Source organism: Thiogranum longum, assembly GCF_004339085.1.
Classification (GTDB): domain Bacteria; phylum Pseudomonadota; class Gammaproteobacteria; order DSM-19610; family DSM-19610; genus Thiogranum; species Thiogranum longum.
In genome coordinates, this window is sequence record NZ_SMFX01000001.1 from 1,594,752 (window position 1) to 1,621,275 (window position 26,524).

The window sequence follows — 26,524 nt, forward strand, 5'->3', positions numbered from 1 at the left end:
TGCAGGAAAGTCATTATGAGTCAGTCACAATCAGACGGCGTTCGCCAGAATGTTCGCCAGGCCTACAGTGAAGTTGCCGAGGCCAGTGACGAAGGAGCGTGCTGTGGCGAGGCGACATCCTGTTGCGGTGTTTCCGAAGACGAGCAGATCAATACACTGATATCGACACGCCTGGGATATTCACAGCAAGATCTCGACAGCGTGCCGGAGGGTGCCGACATGGGGCTTGGCTGTGGTAACCCGCGCGCGATTGCCAGCCTCGAAGCCGGTGAAGTTGTACTTGATCTCGGCAGTGGTGGCGGTTTCGATGCCTTTCTGGCCGCACAGGAAGTCGGTGAAAGCGGACGTGTCATTGGTATCGATATGACGCCAGCCATGCTCAGCAAGGCGCGCGCAAACGCAGAAAAAGGCGGTTTCAGCCAGGTTGAGTTTCGTCTGGGTGAAATCGAATATCTGCCGGTCGCGGATGCCGGCATCGACGTTATTATTTCCAACTGCGTGGTCAACCTGTCACCTGACAAGGCCCAGGTATTCCGGGAAGCCTGGCGTGTCCTGAAGCCTGGCGGGCGGCTGGCGATATCCGATGTTGTTGCCAGTGCTGAATTGCCGGATTCCATCCGTAATGACCCCTACCTGCATTCCGCCTGTGTGGCCGGTGCATCGCTGATCAGTGAGCTGGAAGGCTGGCTGCAAGCCGCAGGCTTCGTCGATATTACGATCCAGCCAAAGGATGAGTCGCTTGAGTTCATCAAGGACTGGGCACCGGGACGGGGGGTTGAGGAATATGTGGTTTCCGCGACCATTGAAGCGGTGAAACCGACCTCAGTCTGAAGGTCTGTCCGGGTTCCTTGTCAGGGTATCGATGAGTGCACAACATGCACCATTTGCTTCGCTCTGCCGGCAAGCATCAATCATGCTGCTTAGCGTGTCGTACAGACGTTTCAGGTCGTTGAGCCGGGTGTTTACCAGCTCACGTTTCTGTTCGGCCATGTGGCGCGCAGCACTGCAATTTCCGTCGTTCAGTTGCAGGAGCCCGGCAATTTCTTTCAGTGAAAACCCCAGTTCCTGGGCTCGTTTGATGAAGTGCACACGGGACACCTCCTGTTGTGGATAACGCCGGTAACCCTGTGCAGGTTTGGGGGGTTCAAATAACAGGCCGATGCGCTGGTAGTAGCGTATGGTTTCGACGTTAACACCAGCCTGTCTGGCCAGTGCGCCAATTGTCAGGCCCTGTCCTTTCGTATGCATGCCTGCGAGTGTACTCGCGCAAGCCTAATGAACCAAGCTGCCTGAGTATGATGGCATTCCTGGAAATACAACCGGTGCCGGGGCAAGTCCCGGCACCGCTGTACGCCGTTCTGTTATGAACCAAACTCACTGTGCAGGTATTTGATTACCTTCTGCAGGTCTCCACCCGTGAGCGCACTGTTACCGCCACGTGGAGGCATGGCCATAGGCGATCCGGGGCTCTGAAAACCATTCTGTACATTCTTCAACAACTCCTCGTCGCTTTTACTCAAGCGCCCCTGCGGGTCCGTGAAATCAGGTACTCCGGCAAAAGCGCCCTTGCCATCAGCACCATGACAGGCGATACAGGTTTGCTGGTAGATCTCCTTGCCGGATAGTGTGCTGGCCGGTGCGTCATCAGGTCTGACCGGTTCCTGTACAAGCGCCACATTGGACGTTTGCAGGAATGTCAGGATATCCCTGGCCTCCTGGCCAGTAAGACCGGCCCGGACACGCATATGAAATACCGTGGTCAGCCATTGATCGTCACGTAGTTCGTTGGCAGGTCTGATATTGTGGCAACGTGCACAATTTTCCGCCCAGGCTTTTGAACCGCTGGCAAAATCACCAGGTTCCGGAAAGTCGAATGCAGCAGCCGGTAACGGAAGCAAAACTGACGCCCCGATGGAGATGGCGGCCACGGTTGTTTTAAGCTGTTTTGTCAAACGTGTTTTCATCGTCATCACTCCTTAGAAGCCGTAAGCCAGTTGCGTCAGGAAGCGGTTGTCATCGACAGGGCTTCCATTCTCACCATCATTCAACTCATAGGTGAACTTGGCCATGAAATTACTGGTGAACAGGTAGTTCACGCCAAATGCCCATTGTTGTACGTCCTGCGCATCGACAGCGGAGTCAAAGTCAGTGTAACGTACGACACCTTCCCATTTTGTCGGGAGGAACTTGTAGGCTGCCTGGGTGTACCAGGACTCCCACGTTGCCGATCCCGAAGCCGTAATACCGGTATTTGCAGAGCCTACACGTGTCTTGACATACTCGCCGCGCACACCCAGTGAACGGTACGAGAAGTTGAAGTCGGCACCGTACACGCGGTAGTCACGCTTTTCCTCGTCCAGTACAAGTTCGGGCAGTCCCGACTCGTCCTCCAGTTCGGTTACGGTTGCCTTGCCGGTTACCCCGGAAACACCAATTTCAAGACTAGGTATGGGTAAAAGTCCAAAGCGTCCACCGTATACCAGCTCTTCATCGGCATCAGTACCAAAACCCTCCGCACGTACACCTTCGAGTTCGAACTCGACCTGGTCCTCGGTTTCGGAATTCAGTTCGGGGCCGTTGCCGGCATACACGGCAAAGTTGGTCCGCATTCCGCCAAGCGGGAAACCACCGCGCAACTGTGCACCAAGTTCTGAAGTTGGTGCTGCACCGTCATGGCCGAAGCCGGGCGGGGCCGAAACAATCTTGTTGATCCACGAGGGGTGCAGGTTCTGGCGGAACTGACCGATCGGGCTGAGGAATTTGCCTGCCACAAGCGTGACGTAGTCATTCAGGAAAAAGTCGATGGTCAGGTACTCAAGCGCAACCGATGTTTCTCCATCATCTTCCACCTCGAACTCCAGTTCGGATTCCAGCATGACCAGATCGCGGTACTGGAAGTGGAAAATCGGTGAAAAACCACCCACCCCGAAACTTCCATCTTCACCCTCTGTTTTTGCGTAGCCGACATCGGCATAACCGGCCATGTGGACCAGGGTGTTCGGTGATTTCCATTCATTCGCTGAAGCGGCCTCTTTTCTGACCTCTTCCAGATCGGCACGGGTTACCGTGGCTTTATCCTGTTCATCGAGCTGTTTCTGAACCTGTTCCAGTTGTTTTTTCAGTGTTTCGACGGTGTTCCGCAGTGAATCGAGATTATCTGCAGAGTAGGCCGGTAAAGGCAGTGAGGCGACGCACAGGGCGAGCGCCAGTGGTTTCAGTTTCATGAGAGTCTGTTTCATCGGTCTGTCTCCCGGTATGTACCCCGGTATTTCGAATATACGGGGCAAAAAATAGGCGTTATAACTCTTGTGTAGCTCCCATCATTCAGATGAAGCGGCGCTACACTAGCGTAGCAGAGTGTGGAAACCCTGCTGTCAGGCGAAGTATCGGGGAGGATGAAGCAGTGGTAGTGGCTTTAGACCGATGAGTCCATGGCCAATATGAAGATCGTATGTTTGAACAAATAATTCCGGAAAAACAGCAAGGCTATTAACCGGTACGGCAGGTATGCTGTGAGCAAACGTGCAGTTACCGGTGCAGTTTTTATCAATAGTCTTATCATCGCAACAGCAATCATGCTTGACTGAAACAGTAGCTGCCTGATGCAGGACAGTATGATTGTTGCAAGGGGTTGCTGTTGAATCGTGACTGGCATGATCGCAATCAGAAGCAAATACAGGATTGACGGCGAGCAGTGGCGCAGTCGCCATAACCAGCATCAATAGCCAGCTCAAAATCCCCTGCATTGTGCTGTCATTCCTTGTCATCACTGCTCAGCCTGAAAACCCTTGTTCCTTGTACCGTGATTCAGGCTAAACAGCCACCCGTTCAGCTGCATTGATCTGAATCAATAATGCAGTACTGCAGTCAGCACCAGCTCGCATAGCCCTGTGTCGGACTATCCAGAAGCTCGCTGATATTGGCATCGATGATACGGTAGCCGACGTTACCGTACAGGCGCTGGCGACCTTCATTGAATATCAATGTCGGGCTGCCCGGGATCTGGTAGCGGTCACGGGCCTCTGTATCCAGGTGAAAAGCAGCGTGTGCGCTGCCATTATCGATCAGCGCATGCACACGCTCAACAGGCAACCCGAGTTCCGCAGCAATTTGATCCAGCACATCCATACGGGAAATATTCCGGGCCTGTTCGAAAAAGGCGCAGCGAACCCGCCACAGGAACTCCTCGAAGCGCGTGCGATCATTGTATTCACTGACAGGCGTGACCGGGAAGATACCGTCCTGTTCCAGTTCCTGCAGGGCTTTCAGGTACAGGTGTGCCACGCTCGATGACCTGGGCGGGTCATTGAGCCATACATCGGGATGCAGCTTGATATGGTCCCACTGACTGGCAACCTCGTGCAGGTTGCGGTTGAAACCCTCGTACAATCCCCGGTCTTTCCAGCCATCCTGAATACGCTCATGGGCCGCGGCAAAAACCGGGACGAACCGGTAGTTCAACGTAACCCTGTCACCATAGTCAGCCTTTAGCTGATCAATTCGCGGCTGTGCGCCATAGGCCCAGATGCATAACACATCGGAGAACAATTCAACTGTCAGTTCCTGCAACCCATGTACCCCGTGTGTCCAGCAGCAATATATCAGTCACGGGAAATACGCCCTGACCGGATCTGGTAACCGCGCCAGATCATGAAAGCGGCCGGTATCACCAGCAGCGTCAGCACGGTCGCGCTGATCATACCACCGACCATGGGCGCTGCAATACGGCGCATCACTTCCGATCCGGTACCGGTGCCCAGCATGATCGGTAACAGACCGGCGATGATCGCGGCAACGGTCATCATAATGGGCCTTACACGCATCAGCGCACCCTCGATGACCGCTTCACGTAATTCCTTCATGTCAACAGTGCGTTGTTCACGCCACGCCACTTCCTGGTGTCGACGGTAGGCCTGGTTGAGGTATACCAGCATGATGACACCAATCTCAACCGATACACCGGCAAGGGCAATGAAACCCACACCCACGGCCACCGAGATATCATAGTTCAGCCAGTACAGCAGCCAGATACCACCAACCAGTGCCAGCGGCAGGGTACCGAGGATGATCAGCACCTCGGTGAAACGCTGGAAATTGAGGTACAGCAGCAACACGATGATCCCCAGCGTGACCGGTACCACAGTGGCCAGTTTCTGCTTGGCGCGCTCCATGAACTCGTACTGGCCGGACCAGTTGAGCGAGTAGCCAGCGGGCAGGTCGAGCTGCTCGGCAACGACCTGCTTGGCTTCCTTGACGTAGGAACCCAGGTCACGGTCCTGGATATCGATGTAAATCCAGCCATTGAGACGCGCATTCTCACTCTTGATAACGCCAGGCCCGCTAACGATTTTGACTTCGGCAACGTCACCCAGCGTGATCTGGGCGCCCCCGGGTGTGCGAATAGGTAATTCTGCCAGTTTGACCTCGGAGTCACGTACCGAACGGGGATAACGCACATTAACCGGGTAGCGCTCGAGGCCCTCTATACTTTCAGTCACATTCATACCACCGACAGCAGTACTGACAATCTGCTGCACGTCGGCAATATTCAGACCGTAACGTGAAGCGGCCGTACGGTTGATATCCACAAGTACATAGCGTCCACCGACCACGCGTTCGGAAAATACGGACACGGTACCTTTAACCGGCGTCAGAATGCGTTCGATATCCTTGCCAATGTCCTGAATGACCGCAAGATCTGGGCCGGCCACCTTGATGCCGACCGGTGTCTTGATGCCGGTTGCCAGCATATCGATACGGTTTTTGATCGGCATCACCCAGGCATTACTCATGCCGGGCACCTTGACCAGTGCATCGAGTTCACGACGCAACTTGTCCATGGTCATTCCCTCACGCCATTCATCCAGCGGCTTGAGCTGGATAGTGGTTTCGATCATGGTCAAGGGTGCCGGATCTGTTGCTGACTCGGCACGGCCGATCTTACCGAACACACGCTTGACCTCCGGAACCGTCATAATGAGTTTATTGGTCTGCTGGATGATTTCCTGTGCCTTGCCTATCGACACGGCCGGGAAGGTGCTCGGCATGTACAGCAGATCACCTTCGTTGAGGTCGGGCATGAACTCGGAACCCAGCCCGTCATCAAGCGGCCAGAGGCCTGTCAAAGGCCAGAGCATGGAAGCTGCCGCCAGAGTCGAAACCAGTACGATGGTTTTCGGCATTGCAAGTACACTATCGATGACCGGCCGGTAACCGGCGATCAGGAACCGGTTGACCGGGTTCCTTTCCTCCGCAACAATCTTGCCGCGAATAAAATAGCCCATCAGGACAGGCACCAGTGTGATCGACAGGCCGGCTGCTGCTGCCATGGCATACGTCTTGGTGAACGCCAGTGGGGAGAACATACGACCCTCCTGCGCTTCCAGCGTAAATACCGGCAGGAAGCTCAGGGTGATGATCAGCAGTGAGAAAAACAGCGCGGGACCAACCTCGGCCGCCGCCTTGGCGACAATATCCCAACGGTTCTCCTCTGTAATCGTTTCGTGCTCCATGTGTTTGTGCATATTTTCGATCATGACGATTGCCGCATCCACCATCGCACCAATCGCAATCGCAATACCGCCCAGCGACATGATATTGGCATTGATGCCCTGCATGTGCATGACGATAAAGGCCGCAAGGATGCCGACCGGCAGACTGAGCAGAACCACAAGCGCTGAACGAATATGGAAAAGAAACACCGCGCATACCAGCGTCACGACAATGAATTCCTCGACCAGCTTTTCCTTCAGCGTGTCGATTGCACGGTCGATCAGACCGGAACGGTCGTAGGTCGGGACAATTTCAACGCCGTCGGGCAGACTTGCCTGCAGGGTTTTCAGTTTCTCCTTTACCCCTTCGATGGTCGTTAATGCATTTTCACCCCAGCGCATGATGATGACGCCGCCGACCACTTCACCTTCACCGTCCAGCTCGGCGATACCACGGCGCATTTGCGGGCCAAGGCGAATATCGGCAATATCTTCCAGCAACACCGGCGTCCCGTTGGCATTCATGCCCAGCGGGATCTCCCTGAGCTGTTCAATCCCCTGGATATAGCCGGTGGCACGTACCATGTACTCGGCTTCGGCCATTTCGATGACCGAACCGCCGACTTCCTGGTTTCCGCGCTGAATGGCGCGTTTGACCTTGTCGAGTGAAATGCCATAGGCGCGCAGGCGGTCGGGGTCAACAACGACCTGGTACTGTTTGACCATACCGCCAATGGTTGCAACTTCCGACACACCGGGGACGGTCTGCAGTTCATATTTCAGAAACCAGTCCTGGATACTGCGCAACTGCGACAGATCATGTTGACCGGTACGGTCGACCAGTGCGTACTCGTATACCCAGCCGACACCGGTAGCGTCCGGCCCAAGCGCTGTTGTCGCGTTGGCGGGCAGGCGGCTTTGCACCTGGCTGAGGTACTCCAGCACACGTGAACGCGCCCAGTACAGGTCGGTACCATCCTCGAAAAGAATATAGACGAAGGAATCCCCGAAAAAGGAATAGCCACGTACCGTGGTCGCCTTGGGCACTGACAGCATGGTGGTTGTCAACGGGTAGGTAACCTGGTCTTCCACGACCTGCGGGGCCTGGCCCGGGAAGCTGGTTTTGATGATGACCTGGACATCGGACAGATCGGGCAGGGCATCCAGTGGTGTATTCTTTAACGAATAACTGCCCCAGGTAATCAGTCCGATCGTCATCAGCAATACCAGGAAACGGTTCCTGACTGACCAGTGAATGATGTTTGCAATCATGAGCTAATTCTCTTGAGTGATGGTTTCGTCGTGACGCTCTGTTTATTCAACGACACTGATCGAATCTACGGTGTAGTTCCCCTGATCATCTTTCACCAGCATAAAGTGCACCTTGGCACCGGGTGTAATACCCTCCAGGCTGGCATTCTCGTCCAGATTGAAATCCATCGTCATTGCGGGCCACCCGAGCGCCTCGATCGGCTCATGGGAAATGTTCACACGCCGCTCGCCAGCAAAGATCTCGTTTACGACCCCCATGCCCATCACGGGGGCATCAATCGCAGTGCCTTCTACCGGGTTGTCATCAGACCCCATACGGCTGAAACTGGCGCGCAGGCTGGCTTCCGAATCAATCAGGAACTGGGCAGATGTCACCACCTTGTCACCCTCGTTCAGGCCCTCCAGGATTTCCACATATTCACCACTTTCCATACCTGCCACGACCGGCACAGCACGGAAGCGACCTTCACCCAGGGAAAGCACCACACGCTGGGAATCGCTGTCCTTGATCAGGGCCTCACGCGGAATACTCAGCACGTTTTCTTTTGGTCCTGCGTAGATACGTACATCGGCATACATATCCGGTTTGAGTGTTTCGTCGGGATTGTCGAATTGCAAACGCGCCTGCAGGGTGCGCGTTTTCGGATCTATGGTCGGGTATACGAACTCGACGTTACCTTCCCATTCCCGCCCCGGGATATATCCCAGCCTGACTTCGGCCGGCTGTCCGGCAGCCACCCATGCGGACTGGCGTTCGAACACATCGACCAGCAACCATACCGAGGACAGGTCTGCCAGCGCCAGGACTTCTGTACTGGGTTTGACATACATGCCTTCCCGTACATTGAGATTATTAACAATGCCATCCTGGCTGGCGAGAATGCGTACCTGCTGGAAGGCGCGGCGCTTGCTGGCAACCTCACGGATTTGCTGTTTACTCATGCCCAGCGCTTCCAGCCGTTCTTTTGATGCGCGTGTAAGATAATCATTACTGCCGCGCAGCGCCTGAATATATTCTTCCTGGGCATTGACCAGTTCACGTGAATACAGCTCCAGTAGTACGTCACCTTTTTTGACACGCTCACCGTTGGACTTGACCGTGAGTTTCTCGATCCAGCCATCCGTTCGCAGGTGCAGGTGGCTGAGCTTGCGCTCATCAAATGCCACATAACCAACAGCCTCGATCATGCGCCAGAGCTTTCCGCGCTCGACCTTTGCGGTACGAACCCCCAGGTTCTGCACCATGACCGGGTTAATTTTGACAATATCGCCTTCATTTTCTGCGTCGGCATAGACCGGAACCAGGTCCATTCCCATCGGCGACTTACCGGGTTTTTCTCGACGATAGCCGGGATCCATCGGGGCGACCCAGTAGAGAATTTCCTTGTCTTCGGCAGCAGACGCCGGTGTTGATTTCAAGGCAGACATACCACTTGCCATAATCACGGCAAGACAGAGTGAGGTGACAGACAGTTTCATGGGTTATCTCCCGGGTTATTCTGGGCGTCAGGCAATTCGGCAGCCAGGAACAGCAGAGCAGCCGCAGCTTTTGCGCGATCGACGCGGATGCGGATGTCCTGCAGGCTTACTTCCAGTTCCATCAGCCGTGCCCGCATCAGGGATGTGAATTCATTGATCCCGTTCTGGTAGGACGACAGCGCGGCATCGGCATTCGCGTGTGCCTCACGCAGCAAATTATCGCGGTAAAGGGTTTCCTGTTCACCCAGTCGTTCCCAGCGTGCGTAGTCTGCGTCCAGCATGCGTCGCAGTTCGCGCAAACGTTGTTCGCGCGCCTGTATCGCGGCACCGGCCAATGACTGGCTTGCGGACAATTGCCTGTCTTGCCGTTTGTCAGTAAACAGGGGCAGGTCGAGTGTCACCATGGCTGCCATCATATCGGTGCGGGAACTACCATCAGGGTTATCGCCAAAACGCTTGCGGTATTCCACACCGACATTGAACCCGGGCTTGTACTGTTCACGTGCAGCCTTGACCAGTTGTTGCCTGGACTCAACCCGTGCACTGGCCGCCTCGATTGCCGGGTGTGAGAGCAGGCCGGTGCGCAGTTGATCCCGCTCAGGTAAAGCAGGCAGTTCAGGGAAAGTTTCATCGATCGGTGCCCAGGCGCGCTCGCCCAGCCAGCGGCTTAGTCTGGCACGCTGGATATCGGCCTGCTTGCTGATGCGGGTAGCGCGGTCATCCAGGCGTGACAGTTCCAGTTGTGCCTGCAGCACATCCTGCTGGCTGACACGCCCACTGGCGAAATGTGAACGGGTGATCTCGACCAGTTGCTGGAACAGGTTGCGTGACTGCTGCACGATCCCGGCAGCCCGTTGCTGGTAAAACAGTTCAAGCCATGCCTGTCTGACATCACGTTGTATTTCAAGTCGTGTCGTGCGCGTCCTGGAGGCTTCTGCCTTACCCATCCATTCCGTACTGCGCTGCCGGTATTCCAGTGAGTTGCCACGCGGGAAAGCCTGGCGTATACCGGTACGCAGCTGGGTGGTTGGTTCACGACTGATGCTGAAATCATCAACCGGTACGTTCCACATCCCCAGCAAAAGCTTTGGATCCGGTAACTGGCCGGCGGCAACAGACTGCTCTCGTAGCGCCTCGGCTCTTGCCCGACTGGCGATAATGGCCGGGTCTTCTGTCTGCGCCAGTTGCTCGGCCTCTTCCAGTGTCAACATGGATGCGGCCTGACTGATGCCCGGGCCAAGGCCCATTGCCAGCACTGACAGTGCTCCAACCAGCATTGAAAAGGCGGTATTACGCCTGAAATAAGTATTAATACGACACTCAGACATGTCGGTAGCTCCCAAATTGAGTCACAACAACACACGGCACAACGGCGCGTGCGTCAGATTACGATCAAGGAGGTACTATACAGGTGGACGAAGCAGGGGCGGCGCACTGTGTGACAGCAGACCGTTTATCAGGCAGGCGCTATAGCTTACGGTGTTGTGGTCCAGTGCAGCCAGGCCGGGGGATTGAATCAAAGACAGGTTATGGCCCGCAGAGCAACCGTGACTGGCGCAGTTGTGGTCATCGCAGCTGTCATCCTTGCAATGCAGGCAGTCCGGTGTCATTTGTCCGTCTGCGCTTTGGGCTGACAGATCAGAGCCCGCAGGGGTGTTGTGATTCATGTCCATCATCATGCAATCTCCCTTGCCCGCAATGGCAGCAGCCGCATCCAGCGCCGCCATTGGCGACAGCGTCAGCAGCAAGGAAATGATCAAAGACAAGATGTTACGACTCAACATGAGTTCACAGTATAAATGATGTCAGGACACACGCAAGCTGTGACCTGTCAGAGACCAGTAAGTTCATGGCAACCGGATCGGCCGATTCCGGAAAATATGTATTCAGGTCTGCTGAAGATCGCATCATCCGGCTCCACCCATATCGGGCTGGAGCCGCTCCAGCAATTGATCTATCAATGACCGGTGCTCGCCATGAATAGGAAATACCGCGTAACTTTTGAGCAGGATTTCCGGCGCATCCGGTACCCGCCATAATTTACCCATAGCGATATCCGCTTCCACCAGTGTGGCAGGAAGATAGGCTGCCCCTCCACAATTCTCGATAAGGCCAAGCGCAATACTGCCAACATTGGCACGTACAGCCGCAATCGGACGTTGTGGAAAATGGCTTTCATGCAGGCTGGTAAATGAAGTGCCCCAGTCGACGCGAACATAACCTTCCGCCAGTGCACGATCGACCGGAATATCCTGTTCGGTTGAGACCATGATCATGGAAACGTCCCTGACTTCCTGCACAACCATGTCACGTAAGCGCGGTGGCTCGAACAGAAACCCAAGGTCGATAATCCCTTGTTCGAGCTTCTGAACGATACGTTTCGAAGTCCCGGCCTCGGCGCGCAGCCCGATAAGGGGAGCGCTGCAATGAATACCGTTGAGCCAGCCCTGCAAGTAGATTTCCCAAAGGCTGGACAGTCCGCCGATGACCAGGCGCTTGTCGACCTGGTCACTGAGTGCGACTTCTTCATGCGCCCGTTCCCAGGCGCCTACAATAAACCGGGCGTGGCGTTCGAAACGTTCGCCCGCCGGTGTCAGGCTGACTTTCTGTCGATCGCGTCGAAACAACGACAATCCCAGCGTGTCTTCCAGCTGGCGAACGCGTGCGCTAACCGCTGACGGGGAAATAAACAGGTTCTCGGCGGCTTTGCGAAAATTTCGCATGCGGTCGACTTCCAGAAAGGTCTTGAGTTGCTCGATATCCATGACACGTGTGCTAAAATCTTGTTCAAATTGGCCTGTTTAATTTGCTTCTCAGTATACAGACAGTTGTATAACATCCGCGCGTCGTTTTACGGACTTCACAAAATATTCACTATATGCCGCATTAAAATAATCCGGTAAGAGATTGTTATGAATATAAATGTTTCATCATCCGCACTGCGTCAGATTCTCGCGGGGCTGGTATTTCTGGTGGTAGCACTGGCGCTTGCCACCGTAACACCCAATATCGAAATTGCCTGGGTGTCCGGCATATTGATGCTCACGATCTATTTATTTGTATTCGAAATCGTCGGCGTTGATGTCGCTGCCGTGAGTATCATGGTGTTGCTGGGGCTGACTTCACTGTTTGCCCCCCTTATGGGGCTGGAGCAGGGGCTGGTCGATAACCAGAAACTGTTCAATGGCTTTGCCAGTAATGCAGTGATGTCCATTATTGCGGTTATGATCATCGGCGCGGGTCTTGATCGTACCGGCCTGATGAGCAAGGTGGCGACCTTTATATTAAAGGTAGGCGGCACGACCGAGACACGCATTATCCCGATTATCTCCGGCACTGTGGCTATCATCTCTTCCTTTATGCAAAACGTCGGCGCCGCAGCACTGTTTCTCCCGGTCGTCAGTCGTATCTCGGCCCGCTCAGGCTTGCCGCTGTCGCGCCTGCTGATGCCGATGGGTTTCTGCGCCATTCTTGGCGGTACAGTTACCATGGTCGGTTCGTCACCGCTGATTCTGTTGAATGACCTGATTCTCACCTCCAACGAGGCCTTGCCGGCTGACCAGCAAATGCATACCTGGTCACTGTTTTCAGTGACACCGGTTGGCCTGGCCCTGGTCGTTACGGGAATTATCTATTTTGTGATTGCAGGGCGCTTCGTATTACCGACAAGCCAGAGTGAAAACAGCACCACCGGTGCAAGCACCATGGACTATTTCAAGGATGTCTATGGCATTAACTACGAGTTGTTTGAAATCGTGGTGCCCGATGACAGCCCGCTGGTAGGGAAGCAACTTGATGATGTGGAATCGGATTACCGGATCCGTATCATTGCCAGCAAACGTTCCGGCCAGGAAAGCCTGGTGGGCCCGAACGGTCTTGCGCGTGACACCAAGATTGAAGCCGGTATGGTGCTTGGAGTGGTAGCTGCCGAAAAGAATATCCAGAATTTTGTCTCAAAGTACGGGCTGAGACTGCGTGGCGAGTTACGCAGTTTTACTGACTCCTTGTCATCGGCCAAGGCGGGTATTGCGGAAATTGTAATTCCACCCGGTTCCCAGTTGATCGGCAAGAGTGCCCGCGACGTATGGATGCGCAAAACCTATGGTATGGCGCTGATCGCCTTGCACCGTAATGGCAAGACCTTGCGTGAAGGGGACAACATTCGTGAGCTGCCGTTTGAAGCAGGTGACACGCTGGTGGTACACACGGCCTGGGATGCACTGGCACGACTTGAGAAGGACCGCAATTTTGTGGTGGTCACTACCGAGTACCCGCACGAAGAATCACGTCCTCACAAGGTTGCCTGGGCAGGCCTGTTCTTCACAATTGCCCTGACCATGGTGCTTTTCACTGACCTTCGTCTGTCTGTGGCGTTGCTCACCGGCGCCATCGGCATGATTTTGTCAGGCGTGATCAAGATAGAAGAAGCGTACGAGGCGGTATCCTGGAAGACCGTCTTCCTGCTGGCGAGCCTGATACCGCTCGGCCTTGCAGTGGAAACCTCAGGTACCGCAAAGTGGATAGCGGAACAAACACTGTCTGTCGTTGGTGACATGCCAATATGGGTTATTCAGGCCGCTGTTGCAGCACTGGCGACCTTCTTTACGCTGGTTATGTCGAATGTTGGCGCAACAGTACTGCTGGTTCCGTTGGCCGTTAACATTGCGATTGGCGTTGGGGCCGACCCGGCGCTGTTCGCACTGACGGTGGCCATTGCCACATCCAACTCCTTCCTGATCCCGACCCACCAGGTGAATGCACTTATTATGGGTCCAGGTGGATACCGGGTGCCGGACTTTATCCGTGCGGGTGGCGTCATGACAATTTTGTTCCTGATTGTCTCCATGGTCATGATGAATATTGTTTTCTAGCGTTTTTCAAGGAAGAAGTATGACCTTTCGCACTGTATGCCGGTTTTTACTGGCCACCCTGTTCAGTTTTATACCTGCATTTGCCCTGGCAACCACTGGCGGGGAGGGCAGTGAAGCTGCCCGCATGGACCTGACCAGCAGCGGTATCGGCTACGCCGCGCTGGCCATATTTGTGTTTGCCTATGCGCTGGTGATCGGCGAAGAGTTCCTGCACCTGCGCAAATCCAAGCCCGTCATTATTGGCGCGGGCCTGATCTGGGGCATTATCGGCTGGCAGTACGCCAGTCATGGTATGTCCGAACTGGCGGAACAGGCTGTTCGCCACAATCTGCTGGAATATGCCGAGTTGATGCTGTTCCTGCTGGTTGCGATGACTTATATCAACGCGATGGAAGAACGCCGTGTATTCGATGCCCTGCGCGCCTGGCTGGTCCGCAAGGGTTTCGGTTTTCGTCAGTTGTTCTGGATGACGGGTATTCTTGCGTTCTTTATTTCACCTGTGGCGGACAATCTGACAACTGCCTTGCTGATGTGCGCAGTAGTGCTGTCCGTTGGTGGCGACAATTTACGTTTCGTTACGCTGGCGTGCATCAATATTGTTGTTGCTGCAAACGCCGGCGGAGCCTTCAGCCCGTTTGGCGATATTACAACGCTGATGGTCTGGCAAAAAGGCACCGTCGACTTCTGGACCTTCTTCGCATTGTTTATTCCTTCGGTTGTAAACTTTCTTGTACCGGCGGCGATCATGCATTTCGCTATTCCCGACGAACAACCGGCCGCTTCAGATGAAGTGGTTAACATGCGGCGTGGGGCAAAACGCATCATCGCGCTGTTCCTGTTAACCATAGTTACGGCTGTCAGCTTTCATAACTTCCTGGGGCTGCCACCGGTCATTGGCATGTTGACCGGACTGGGCTACCTGCAGCTGTTCGGTTTCTACCTGAAAAAAACCCACTACAAATGTGTCGAGGCATGCGGTATTGAAAATGCCCACAATGATAAATTAGGTGATGTCGTACCCTTCGATATATTCAACCGGGTTGCACGCGCGGAATGGGACACCCTGCTGTTTTTCTATGGTGTAGTGCTGTGTGTGGGCGGACTTGGCTTTATCGGCTATCTGGCGATGGCATCAGAAGTCATGTACAGCCAGTGGGGTGCAACCAATGCCAATATTGCAGTCGGTATCATGTCGGCCATTGTCGACAACATCCCGGTCATGTTCGCGGTTTTGACCATGAACCCCGACATGTCTACCGGACAATGGCTGCTGGTCACACTTACTGCCGGGGTAGGGGGGTCATTGTTATCGATCGGTTCTGCCGCTGGCGTGGCATTGATGGGGCAGGCGAGAGGCAAGTACACCTTCTTCGGACACCTGAAATGGACACCGGTCATCGCGTTGGGCTATGCCGCGAGTATCTGGGTGCACATGTGGGTGAACGCTTCATACTTTTAGCCTGCACAGCAAGACAACTGTTTGACATCCTTGCTGAAGGTCTGCGCACAGAGTTTGAGTCCCTCGACCATGGTCAGGTAAGGAAATAACTGCCCGGAAAGGTCTTCGACTGTCATCCCGTTTCGAATAGCCAGTACGGCTGTCTGGATCATTTCCCCGGCCTCTGCGGCCAGGATCTGTGCCCCGACCAATCGACCACTATCCCTTTCTGTCACAAGTTTGATGAATCCGCGCGTGTCGAAGTTGGCCAGTGCGCGCGGCACGTTCTCAAGCGCCAGGGTACGCGAATCAGTAACCATGCCGCTGTTATTTGCCTGCGCTTCCGTCATGCCCGCAGTGGCGACGGCAGGGTCGGTAAATACCACAGCGGGCATGGCCGTCAGATCCAGCATCGCATCTCCGCCAGTCATATTGATCGCAGCGCGCGTACCCGCAGCAGCGGCAACATAGACATATTGTGGCTGATTGGTGCAGTCACCGGCGGCATAGATATGGTCAACCGAGGTGCGCATGTGCTCATCGATCAAAATCGCGCCATTGGCGCCTGTTTTGACGCCCGCCCTGGAAAGATCCAGTCTTTCGCTGTTCGGTTGCCGGCCGGTAGCAACCAGTAGTTGATCGCAATGGATATCGCCGCCCGGGGTTGCCAGGCTAAAGGCCTTACCGTCGTGTGTCACGGACTCAGGCAGTGTATGCAGCAACACCGTGGCGCCTTCTTCCTCGAATATACTGACCAGGCCTTCACCAAGCGCAGGATCCTCCCTGGAGAGAAATACACTGCGCGCCAGGACGGTAACCTTTGAGCCCAGGCGCAAAAATGCCTGGGCCAGTTCCAGCGCGACTACAGAAGCGCCGATGACCACAAGATGTTCCGGGACCTGTTCGGCAACCAGCGCATCTGTGGACGTCCAGTAAGGTGTGTCTTTCAGACCGGGAATATCCGGAATGGCAGGGCGGGCACCTGTTGCCAGCAGAATGCGATCTGCTGTCAGCTTTTTTTCACTCCCGTCTGCCTGTGCCACAAGCAGGGTATGACTGTCACTGAAACGCGCCCAGCCACGCAGCAGGTTGATCCCCGGGTTGGTCTCGAGAATGCTTTCATACTTGGCCTGCCGCAGTTCTTTAACACGCGCTTGCTGTTGCCTGACCAGGGCAGGCCGGTCAATCACGGGTTGATTGACGGAGATACCTTCAAAAGGATGATGTGCCTGCAGGTGCGCCACATGCGCAGCACGAATCATGATCTTGGATGGCACGCAGCCGATATTGACACAGGTGCCACCAATGACGTCAGCGCCTTCAATAATTGTTACCTGTGCACCTTCATCAACAGCTTTGATTGCCGCGGCAAATGCCCCCGAGCCGGTACCGACGATTGCAATCTTCAGTGTCCCGTCTGGCGCAACAGATTCGGATTCGCAGCCACAATCGGTTTTCTGCAAAGACTCAGTCATGAGGAACGTCCTTTGCAGGTATAGTGCAACTTGCGCAAACCTTGCGCGGGGGCGAAACAATGTCCCATACAGAAACAAGGAGCATCACCGCAAGACCTGCATAGAACATGTAGGTGCTCCAGTTAGCCGTCCAGAACAGGTAGAGCGTTGCCAGCACCATTGAAGGACCGGTAATACCGGCCAACAGGCGATACCAGATACGATGAGAGAAAAATGAAAGAATGTTCGCCGCAAGCGCGATACTCGCAAATACGGGTAGCAAGGTATTGATAAAGACGCCCTCGTACTGGCCAAGAAATCCCAGGCCCAGAGAGGCGCCGAGTGAGGCAATAGCGGGAAAACACGATGCACAACCCATTGCTGCAACGATGGCTCCAAGTGCACCACTGGTATCTAGTAAACTGGTTAATCGCATTTCAGGAGCTCCTTATCAACAGATATGAGCCAATACTAATGTCCGTACCATGGTACAGAGTCAAGTCCGGTATATGCGCATAATGTATATTATGTTAAATAGTGTATTTTCGAGGCTTTTACAAAACCCCCTGTTATGATCTTTGCATGTTCACAGTCAATAACAGTAACGGTATGACAAACAACAGCCCCGGAAAGATATTTGTACGCGCTATAGCTATTACAGTACTTTTGTTGGTTTCTGCGCAGGCGTCAGCCGACACACCACAACAACGACCAGCCTATCTTACTTTCGGTTTCCTGCCGATTGTCAGTCCGGAACGCCTGGTAAAACGCTTCGCACCATTGGTGGATTATCTGTCGCGTGAAACCGGTATCGAAATACGCATGGTGACAGCACCGGATTTCCTGACCTTTGTTCATCGCACACAGGATGAGCAACGTTACGACCTGTTATTCACCGCACCTCACCTTTATTACCTCGCACACGCGAGACGTGGTTATCACGTCATTGCAAGGGTCGATCGTCCAGGTATGCAAGCGGTCATCGTCGCACCGCATCGAAGCAGGATATATAAACTACAGGACTTGCGCAGCAAGCGACTGGCTACAACCGACCCGCTTGCACTGACGACCGTACTGGTCAGGGAACACCTTGAGGCAAACGGGATTGATCCTGACAATGACCTCACTCTGGTCGCCACTCCCAGCCACAATGCCTCATTACTATCGGCCTACCAGGGAGCCACCGATGCTGCAGCGCTCATATTACCGCTATTTCGGCGTGCCAACCCGCAAGTGCGCGAGTCTATGCGCATTATTGATACAACACGTATGGTGCCTCACATGCCGATTGCCGTTGCACCATGGATTGACCCTGCACTCGGAGAGAGGATTGCCAGTGCGCTGGTCTCACTGAACGAATCACCGGATGGCCGCACCCTGCTCTCCCACCTTGACTGGCCTGGCTTCGTTACTGCCAACGAAGAAGAATACGCGTCTCTTGAAGGGATTGTACGTGCACTGAAGGTGCCATAGTTATGCTGGTATCACCGTTTCGGTCGCTGCGTGTGCGCCTGATTGTCGGCGTCGTCATGATTGAGATTGTCATGCTTTCCCTGCTTGTGTGGAGCAACCTTGCTGTTATTCGACAGGCTCACGGCGACCGTCTGCGGGATACGGCCAACAGTATTCTCGAACAAATTACCACAACCACGGGCAGCTATCTTGTCGAGGTCGATTATGCGGCACTGGAAGAATACCTGCACAATATCGCCAAACAGGATGAACTCACCTACCTGGCAGTACTTGACCGGGACCAACGCCCCGTCGTTTCACTCGGGACACTGCCGGATAAACCATGGCCGAAAACGGAAACTGACCCACTGGCTGTAGAGGATGGCACCTTTGACGTAGCCGGTGATATTTTTATCGGTGGAAAACCCATGGGGCATGTCAGGCTGGGGTTCTCGCTTGACCGGATGGAGCAGTCCATCGAGCAGGCGAAAATACGCAGTGTCATTATTGCCGGTACCGAAATTACACTTACCATCATACTGACGGTTTTCTTCGGTATTCGTCTGACCCGGAGAATCGGCAAGCTGGCCAGTGCTGCTCAACGCGTAGGGGCCGGAGACTACAGTGTCAAACTGGATACCGGCCAGGCCGATGAAGTCGGTATGACCGCGCGGGCCTTCAATCGTATGGTCACCGAGATCTCCCGTCGTACCCGCCGTTTGCAGGAGACGCTGGCGCGTGAACGTGTCATCGAGGAAACCGCCATCGATGGCATGATTACCTATGACTCGCAGTGTTGTATTCTTTCCGCCAACCCGGCGATGACAACGTTGTTCGGGTATCCGGAAGCCACGCTGGTTGGTCATTTGACGACCGTGTTACTTGAGCATGCAGACCAGGCCGAATGGAAGAATGCAACCGGTTCGCGTCGTGAAGCTGGCGGACGTCGCAAGGACGGCAGCTGTTTTCCGCTTGAGTGGTATGTCGGCAAGGTCGATATTAACGGGGAACCTCTTTTTGCGGCCACCCTGCACGACATAACCGAACGTAAACAGGCAGAACAGGAATGTATGACCCTGCTGGAGGGAAATCGCTTCCTGATTCATAAATCACTCGCGGTGCAGGAGGAAGAACGCCGCAACCTCGCGCGTGAACTTCACGATGAACTGGGCCAGTGCACCACAGCCATACAGGCCGATGCGGAAATCATTCATGAGTTGTCCCGGCAGCGTGACAGCAAGATCGAAACCAGCGCAGCGGCCATCCTGAATGTTTCCGCCCGCATCTATGATGTCGTACATTCCATGATGCAACGCTTGCGACCCAGTGTACTGGATGATCTTGGACTGGTTGCTGCACTGGAGGAAGAAGTCGAAGCCTGGCGTAACCGGCATGCTGACGTTAATTGCCGGTTTATCACCAGTGGTGATCTTTCCTCACTGGGTGAAGCCATTAACATAACGGTATACCGCATTGTCCAGGAGAGTCTTACCAATGTAGCCCGACACGCTGAAGCCAGTGAGGTGGTCATACGTTTGACTTGCGTAATGGATACGGCCCCCCCTCATCTCCTGCTTTCCATAAGCGATAACGGCAAAGGGACAGGCCCGGACACACGGGGTCGCGGTCTGGGGCTGATTGGCATGCGCGAACGTGTTGAAGCACTGGATGGATGCCTTACTATACACTCTGGGCCCGGTGAAGGAATGACCATCGAGGCAAGTATTCCCGTATCGGAAACGGTTACATAACGATGAGCAAAGTAAGTGTACTGCTGGCGGACGATCATGAAGTTGTGCGCGCAGGCTATCGCCGCCTGTTCGAAAACACCGGGGACATAGATGTCGTGGCCGAGGCCACTGACGGTGAACAGGCCTACCAGTTATATATGGAGTATAAGCCGGGTGTGGTGGTCATGGACCTCACCATGCCGGGCATCGGTGGCCTGGATGCATGCCGCCGTATTCTCGCGCGTGACCGTAATGCACGTATCCTGGTGTTCAGCGTGCATGAAAACGAAATCTTCCTGAACCGGGCACTGGACCAGGGTGTACTCGGCTATATCTCCAAACGCAATGCATCACGGGTCATGATAGAGGCAGTTCGCTGTGTCGCGCGCGGTGAGTTGTTTATTGGTCAGGAGATGATGCCATTCCTGGTCAAGCGCAAGGCCTCGCAGGATAGCCAGCAGATGGCAGGCCTGTCGCCACGCGAATTCGAGATCTTTCGTTTGCGTGCAGACGGCAAGAGTGTGAATGAAATTGCCGATCTGCTCAGCCTCAGCCCCAAGACCGTTGGACACCACAACACCAGCGTGAAGCAGAAGCTGGGCATTGCCAACGAGGCCGAACTGACACGGCTGGCCATTCGCCTCGGGGTTATCGACGCATAACCTCATCCCGTCATTGCGAGCGCAGCGCGGCAATCTTTTTCAGTCTGCTGCCAGTAGTTGGAGATTGCTTCGCTGCGCTCGCAATGACGATAATACTATAATTATCATATAGGTATTGATAGTTCTTAAAGTACACTATTACCCTGGATCAGGTTATCTTGTACGCTTTTTAAGGATTTTCCCTATTACCTGAAAACCTCCTCCCACTTAGGGTACCAACTGCTAAAAAGCAGAAGAACGGTATTGATGCAAACAGACAGCAATACCGAAATCATCCTGAGGAGGAGAAAATGAAGTCACTTAATCTACCCCGTGCGGTGCACAGGGCATTATTGCCCATGGCCCTTGCAATGGGTGCACTTTCATCACAAGTACACGCTGGCGATTCCATTACGCTCATCGAGATGGGCGACCTTCACGGGACACTGGTTCCGCACGCCGCAGTACTTAAAAACCCTGATGGCAGCGAGCGCGAAGTTGCCAGTTCCGGCGGCCTTGCAAGACTTAAAACCGTTGTCGATAGCATCCGTGCCGATAATCCCGAAGCCGTCCTTCTTTCTACCGGCGATCTCACTCACGGCAGTGCTGAAACAATGTTTACCGTGGGTGACGCGATGATGGTCCCCATGAATGCCTTTGGTATCGATGTCTATACACCTGGCAACTGGGATTTTGGCTACGGTGCAGCCGTGTTCCGCAATCGTTTCGCCAGCAAACCGCCTTTCCCCACCATTCCGGGGAATATTCGTGTTATGGCGCGTAATGTTGGCTGTAATGACATACCTGTTATCGAGGGGCTCACCGATGGCACCTACGTATGCAGTGAGAACACGGCCAATACAGCACCTTTCCCGACACCGGAAGGCGACAGTGTAATCCGTGCCAGTTTCCCGGCTGTTGCAGTCAACCTGTACAACGCTGCCCCGCTACCAACACCTCTGCATGGAAAACGGGTGCTGGATGCCTACAAAATTCTTGATCGCAACGGTGTAAAGATTGCGGTCATCGGGCTTACAGCAGCGATCGTTCCCCAGCAGGCAGACACGTTTAACATTGGACTGAGATTCACCCAGGGTGTTGAAGAGCTTCCGGGCATTATCGATGAAGTCAAGGCGCAGGGTGCCGAGCTGATCGTGGTTCAGTCAGAACTTGGTTTGTCGCAAAATATTAAAATTGCACAAAGCTTCAGCGACATTGACGTCATGTATTCAGCGCATACACATGAAGTAACTCTGGGTGCACTGCTGGCCCGGAAAGACAAAGTACTGCGCACTACGCCTGGAAAAAAACTGAGCCGAAAAGAACGCAGGCAGCTGCGACGGGGCGCCGCGATAGTGGTAGAGACAAATCGTGACATGTATGTTGGTCGTCTCGATCTGGAAGTTGAGTCCGGGCAAGTTGTAGATTTTGACTGGGAAGCTATCCCGGTTGATGAGTCCGTCCCTGAAGACCCGGATATGGCCGCACTGGTTGCTGCCATGGAAGAGGACTTTGTCTCCGGTGAAGATGGCGAAGTTGCACGTCACACCTTCATGCCCGGTGGTTTCGGCGGCAACCCTTCCCTGCGCGGTCTGCAGTTGACCGATGACCTGGATACAGTTGTCGGTTATACCGATACCCTGTTACTCAGGCACCATGTGCTGGAGGACACGCTGAATAACTTTATCGCAGACGGAATTCTTGCGGTTTCGGACAGTGTTGCAGATGTGCGTAATGTGCCGGGCTGGGAGAACGGTGTGGATATCTCCATGGCAAACGGCTTCCGCTTCGGTAATGCCGTGCTGCCGGGTCAGCCGATTACCCTGCGCGATCTCTATACCTGGTTCCCGATTGCACCGGCGGTAAACATTGCCGATTTCTCCGGTCAGTCCATCCAGAACAGTCTCGATGTTATCCTGAACGCTGTGTTTAACCGCAACACCTTCCTGCAACGCGGTGGCTGGTATCTGGGCCTGGCAAATATGGAGCAGAAGATCGATCTCAAGAACCGCCCCTTCAGCAGCTCGAGTGGTCGCATTGTCGAAACGAAGATTGGTGGTCAGCCACTTGATCTCGGCAAGCGTTATGTGTTCGCCTCCTGCTACGGTCATGGTAATCCGCTGGACGATGTTTGTCGTACCGGTGGTGGCGCCAACCACAAGTTTTTCCAGCTTGCGGATCCTGATGATTACACCAGCGCAATCAGTCTGGCCGAGCCAGTCAACAAGATCGGGGTCATAGTGGGACCAACCGTGCAACAGGTGGCACCGGATAACTTCCTGCACCCTGTTCATGCCCTGCGCCGCTATCTCGACGCTCTGCCGGATAACACGGTGACAGAAGCCGAGTTTGGTGCCAATCGCGGGCGTATTGTCACTGTTGACTCAAAGAACCCCGGAAATCTTCCGCAGGATCCCGAGTTGCAGATCGGACAGCCGGATAACACGCCAGACCCTACCTATGTCCAGCCTCCGTTTGGCGCCGGTCCGGCTTTCTTTAGCGGTCGCATTGGGGAAGACAACTAAAAAACAGATAGAACAACAGAAACAACTTTCAGGGCGGCTATATGCCGCCCTTTTTTCTTGTTATCCGGACTGACCACAAATAGTGGCTATATATCATGAGACGTTCAAAGCAACGCCTGAACGCAGGCCAACAGCTCTTCCTCCGGTATCGGGAAGGTAAATGTGCGGTGGAAGCTGCACACATTGAGCAAGCGTTCGAACTGGTGCGCATATTCTTTTTCGTAAAACACCACTACTTTGGTATCAGGCAATCGCTCGACGACCGACATCATCGACTCCAGTGAGCTGGTGCGATCACGAAAGTCGGACTGAAAGTTAAACTCTGCCACGATTACCCGGGGCGTTTTTTTTCTGATCGTGGCCATTGCCTTGCGCATTCGCGTCTCGGTCAACACGTTGTAACCGGCTTTCTCATACAACGGCCGAAAATCAGGGTAGCCACCCAGCTCGATAACGCTCAACAATGTTGGTCTGGACATAGCCTCGCATTCTAGCGAAAACTCAAGTTTTTCGTTCAGATTCCCCTATATAAGACATAATTACCTCATGGACGGGAGCCATTGATGGCGTCGGGCGGTTTCTTCAGGAAATTTCGAATAACCCTGCTTTTGCTGGTGCTTTTCTTTGTCGGCATGAACAGTTGGCTGACAAAGCTACGCACTACAGACTGGGATGAACCACTATGGGTGGTGATCTATCCGGTTAATGGTGACGGAGGATCCGCAACCTCGCGCTACATCAATAGCCTTGGTGCCGATGATTTCAGTGATGTTGAGGGCTTCTTCGCCCGTGAAGCAGGTCGCTATGACGTGCAGATCACCGAACCGGTGACGGTCAAACTTGCCCCGCTGGTTACTGAACGTCCTCCCCTGCCGCCAGCCAACGCCAGCACCCTGTCTATTATGCTGTGGAGTCTAAAGCTGCGTTACTGGGCGGCCACACACGACACCTTCAATGGCCCCGAACCCGATGTGCAGATGTTCGTTGTCTACTACGACCCGAAAACACACCAGCGGCTGAGGCACTCTCTGGGATTACAAAAGGGTCTGATCGGCGTCGTCAACGCATTTGCCGGCCCTGCGCAGTCGAAACGTAACAACGTCGTTATAGCCCATGAATTTCTGCATACCGTAGGCGCCAGCGACAAGTACGACCCACAGAACAACCAGCCCCTCTATCCGGAAGGTTTCGCAGAACCGGACCTGGACCCGGTTTACCCACAAAAGTATGCCGAAATCATGGCTGGCCGCATTCCGGTTGCCAGTCACGATGCTGTCATGCCAACTTCGTTATCCAGTTGCGTGGTTGGCCCAAAGACTGCCAACGAAATCCACTGGACAGATTAATGTCTATACTTTTGTCCACCATGACAGGGAGATCAACATGAGCAAAGCACAGGCAAGGACGAAAACCGCCGCGATTAAAACAACCAAAAAAAAGAAGCCGGTTGCCAGTAAAGCCTCCGATACTTTTGTGAAATGTCTGGAATCTGAAGGCGTGACTCATATATTCGGTGTGCCCGGAGAAGAAAATGCGGACTTGATGATGTCGCTGCTCGACAGCAACATTGATTTTGTTCTGTGCCGTCACGAACAGGCTGCAGCATTTATTGCAGATGTGTACGGCCGACTTACCGGTAAGGCCGGCGTGTGCCTCGCAACACTCGGGCCAGGCGCAACCAACCTTGTGACCGGACTGGCCGATGCCAATATGGACAGGGCACCGGTAGTTGCGATCATTGGCCAGGGTTCTACCAAGCGTCTGCACAAGGAAAGCCACCAGAATATGGATGCCATCGCTATGATGCGGCCCATCAGCAAATGGGCGCACTCAGTGGTGGACGGCGGAACCATTCCGGAAGTGCTACGCAAGGCTTTCAAACTGGCCGAGGCAGAAAAACCCGGTGTGACTGTCATCGAACTGCCGGAAGATGTTGCCAAGGAACCGGTGTTATCACAGCCCATGCCGGTATTGAAAACCCGTCGTCCGGCTGCAGACCACAAGGCCGTCAGTGAGGCCGTAGACGCCATCGTGGCTGCCAAACGCCCCGTTATCCTTGCCGGCAACGGTGCTATCCGTAAACGTGCAGCTTCACAATTACGTCGCCTCTCCGAGAAAACAGGTATCCCGGTCGTCAACACCTTTATGGGTAAAGGCGCAATGCCCATGGACAACAAGCACTGCCTGTTTACCATGGGTTTACAGGGTAAGGACCACATCAATCACGCCATGGACCAGGTAGACCTGGTGATTACCGTCGGTTATGACCTGGTGGAATACAGTCCGAGCTTCTGGAATGCAAACATGGACAAGAAAGTCGTTCATATTGACTTCCTGCCAGCAGAAATCGACTACCACTATACTGTCAGCGTAGACGTGGTTGGCGATATCGCCGATGCACTCTGGCAGGTCAATATGGAACTGGAACGTAAATATGCCGGCAAACTTCCCCTGCAGAACATCGATTCCTGGCAAAAACTGCGCAATACCATACTAGCTGATTTCGCGATGGAAAAAGACGATACATCTTTCCCGATGAAACCACAGAAAATTCTCTGGGATGTCCGCGAGTTTCTCGGCCCGGATGATTACCTGTTATCGGATGTCGGTGCACACAAAATGTGGATTTCACGTTACTACCAGTGCCAGGAAGCCAATACCTGCCTCATCTCCAATGGTTTCTGTTCAATGGGTTTTGCACTCCCCGGCGCAATAGGCGCCAAGATCGCCCAGCCAGAACACAAAGTGCTCGCCATTTGTGGCGATGCCGGTTTCATGATGAATGTACAGGATCTCGAAACGGCAGTACGTCTTAAGCTGAACGTGGTGTTCATGGTCTGGGAAGATGGCGAATACGGGCTGATCAAGTGGAAGCAACAGAACCAGTTCGATGGCAAACATTCCAGGCTGGACTTCGGGAACCCGAAATGGGATCAGCTGGCCCGGTCGTTCGGTATGTGGGGCAAGACACTGACCCGTTCTGAACAGCTGGTGCCCGCACTGGAAGAAGCTTTCAGCCAGGAAGGCCCGGCACTGATTGCGGTACCGATCGACTATGCCGAAAATGTCAAGCTGACCAAACGGCTTGGCGAAATCGAGTGCACGATCTGACCGATGACGTGACCCTGCATACCCCGCGTTTTTTATCGGCCCGTGTTCAGGTAAGGTAAC

The 26,524-nt window shown here is 54.1% G+C and carries 22 protein-coding genes; 9 read left to right on the forward strand and 13 right to left on the reverse strand.

All coding sequences use genetic code 11. From position 1 onward, the window contains the following. Positions 1-15: 15 nt before the first annotated feature. Positions 16-831, forward strand: coding sequence for an arsenite methyltransferase (locus DFR30_RS07910; RefSeq protein ID WP_132972141.1), 816 nt, complete (start codon positions 16-18; stop codon positions 829-831). On the opposite strand, the gene DFR30_RS07915 is transcribed toward DFR30_RS07910, so the two are convergent. The 10 genes from DFR30_RS07915 to DFR30_RS07960 form a co-directional block, all read right to left on the reverse strand. After that, complete coding sequence (locus tag DFR30_RS07915) at positions 823-1,248, reverse strand: MerR family transcriptional regulator (protein WP_132972142.1); 426 nt, start codon at positions 1,246-1,248, stop codon at positions 823-825. The two genes, DFR30_RS07910 and DFR30_RS07915, sit on opposite strands and share 9 nt — an antisense overlap. A 113-nt stretch (positions 1,249-1,361) precedes the next feature. After that, complete coding sequence (locus DFR30_RS07920) at positions 1,362-1,964, reverse strand: cytochrome c (protein WP_132972143.1); 603 nt, start codon at positions 1,962-1,964, stop codon at positions 1,362-1,364. Between the two features lie 12 nt (positions 1,965-1,976). Continuing rightward, positions 1,977-3,239, reverse strand: coding sequence for a porin (locus DFR30_RS07925; protein WP_207891847.1), 1,263 nt, complete (start codon positions 3,237-3,239; stop codon positions 1,977-1,979). A 135-nt stretch (positions 3,240-3,374) separates the two neighbouring features. Continuing rightward, complete coding sequence (locus tag DFR30_RS07930; protein ID WP_132972144.1) at positions 3,375-3,767, reverse strand: hypothetical protein; 393 nt, start codon at positions 3,765-3,767, stop codon at positions 3,375-3,377. A gap of 100 nt (positions 3,768-3,867) precedes the next feature. Then, positions 3,868-4,569 carry a DsbA family oxidoreductase gene (locus tag DFR30_RS07935; RefSeq protein WP_165869140.1) on the reverse strand — a complete coding sequence of 234 codons (702 nt, stop codon included), beginning with the start codon at positions 4,567-4,569 and terminating at the stop codon, positions 3,868-3,870. A gap of 32 nt (positions 4,570-4,601) precedes the next feature. Beyond that, entirely contained in the window at positions 4,602-7,763 is a 3,162-nt protein-coding gene (locus tag DFR30_RS07940; RefSeq protein WP_132972146.1) for an efflux RND transporter permease subunit, read from the reverse strand. A 42-nt stretch (positions 7,764-7,805) separates the two neighbouring features. Further along, positions 7,806-9,242: an efflux RND transporter periplasmic adaptor subunit gene (locus tag DFR30_RS07945; protein WP_132972147.1), complete on the reverse strand. Its 1,437-nt coding sequence runs from the start codon at positions 9,240-9,242 to the stop codon at positions 7,806-7,808. Then, a complete protein-coding gene (locus DFR30_RS07950) occupies positions 9,239-10,570 on the reverse strand; it encodes a TolC family protein (RefSeq protein WP_132972148.1) in 1,332 nt (443 codons plus the stop codon). The genes DFR30_RS07945 and DFR30_RS07950 overlap by 4 nt, the downstream gene beginning before the upstream one ends. A gap of 75 nt (positions 10,571-10,645) precedes the next feature. Next, the gene (locus tag DFR30_RS07955; RefSeq protein ID WP_132972149.1) at positions 10,646-11,008 is read right to left on the reverse strand and encodes a hypothetical protein; all 363 of its coding nucleotides are present in this window, start codon (positions 11,006-11,008) and stop codon (positions 10,646-10,648) included. A gap of 141 nt (positions 11,009-11,149) precedes the next feature. After that, entirely contained in the window at positions 11,150-12,007 is an 858-nt protein-coding gene (locus DFR30_RS07960) for a LysR family transcriptional regulator (RefSeq protein ID WP_132972150.1), read from the reverse strand. Positions 12,008-12,154: 147 nt separating this feature from the next. Here DFR30_RS07960 and DFR30_RS07965 point away from each other — a divergent pair, with 147 nt between their 5' ends. Beyond that, complete coding sequence (locus DFR30_RS07965) at positions 12,155-14,113, forward strand: SLC13 family permease (protein WP_132972151.1); 1,959 nt, start codon at positions 12,155-12,157, stop codon at positions 14,111-14,113. Positions 14,114-14,132: 19 nt separating this feature from the next. Continuing rightward, positions 14,133-15,572 (forward strand): sodium:proton antiporter NhaD, encoded by a 1,440-nt coding sequence (gene nhaD, locus DFR30_RS07970; protein ID WP_132972152.1) that lies wholly within the window; start codon positions 14,133-14,135, stop codon positions 15,570-15,572. Here nhaD and merA read toward each other — a convergent pair. Both merA and merC read right to left on the reverse strand, forming a co-directional pair. Further along, positions 15,569-17,026 carry a mercury(II) reductase gene (gene merA / locus DFR30_RS07975; RefSeq protein WP_132972153.1) on the reverse strand — a complete coding sequence of 486 codons (1,458 nt, stop codon included), beginning with the start codon at positions 17,024-17,026 and terminating at the stop codon, positions 15,569-15,571. The genes nhaD and merA overlap by 4 nt on opposite strands. Next, positions 17,019-17,441 carry an organomercurial transporter MerC gene (merC, locus tag DFR30_RS07980; protein WP_132972154.1) on the reverse strand — a complete coding sequence of 141 codons (423 nt, stop codon included), beginning with the start codon at positions 17,439-17,441 and terminating at the stop codon, positions 17,019-17,021. Before merC ends, merA begins: the two co-directional genes overlap by 8 nt. 173 nt (positions 17,442-17,614) lie before the next feature. Between merC and DFR30_RS07985 the strand changes: the two genes are divergently transcribed. The 4 genes from DFR30_RS07985 to DFR30_RS08000 all read left to right on the forward strand — a co-directional run bounded on the left by DFR30_RS07985 (position 17,615) and on the right by DFR30_RS08000 (position 23,353). Beyond that, positions 17,615-18,478 (forward strand): phosphate/phosphite/phosphonate ABC transporter substrate-binding protein, encoded by an 864-nt coding sequence (locus tag DFR30_RS07985; RefSeq protein WP_165869141.1) that lies wholly within the window; start codon positions 17,615-17,617, stop codon positions 18,476-18,478. 2 nt (positions 18,479-18,480) lie between these two features. Continuing rightward, on the forward strand, positions 18,481-20,208 hold the full coding sequence (locus DFR30_RS07990) for a PAS domain S-box protein (RefSeq protein ID WP_132972156.1): 1,728 nt from the start codon (positions 18,481-18,483) through the stop codon (positions 20,206-20,208). Between the two features lie 2 nt (positions 20,209-20,210). Further along, on the forward strand, positions 20,211-20,849 hold the full coding sequence (locus DFR30_RS07995; protein WP_165869142.1) for a response regulator: 639 nt from the start codon (positions 20,211-20,213) through the stop codon (positions 20,847-20,849). Positions 20,850-21,139: 290 nt separating this feature from the next. Next, on the forward strand, positions 21,140-23,353 hold the full coding sequence (locus DFR30_RS08000; protein ID WP_132972158.1) for a bifunctional metallophosphatase/5'-nucleotidase: 2,214 nt from the start codon (positions 21,140-21,142) through the stop codon (positions 23,351-23,353). Between the two features lie 104 nt (positions 23,354-23,457). Here the strand turns inward: DFR30_RS08000 and DFR30_RS08005 are convergent, their stop codons facing one another. After that, a complete protein-coding gene (locus DFR30_RS08005) occupies positions 23,458-23,832 on the reverse strand; it encodes a hypothetical protein (protein WP_207891848.1) in 375 nt (124 codons plus the stop codon). Positions 23,833-23,916: 84 nt separating this feature from the next. Here DFR30_RS08005 and DFR30_RS08010 point away from each other — a divergent pair, with 84 nt between their 5' ends. Both DFR30_RS08010 and DFR30_RS08015 read left to right on the forward strand, forming a co-directional pair. Then, positions 23,917-24,699 (forward strand): hypothetical protein, encoded by a 783-nt coding sequence (locus DFR30_RS08010; RefSeq protein WP_132972159.1) that lies wholly within the window; start codon positions 23,917-23,919, stop codon positions 24,697-24,699. 37 nt (positions 24,700-24,736) lie between these two features. After that, the gene (locus tag DFR30_RS08015) at positions 24,737-26,464 is read left to right on the forward strand and encodes an acetolactate synthase large subunit (protein ID WP_132972160.1); all 1,728 of its coding nucleotides are present in this window, start codon (positions 24,737-24,739) and stop codon (positions 26,462-26,464) included. Positions 26,465-26,524 lie beyond the last annotated feature (60 nt).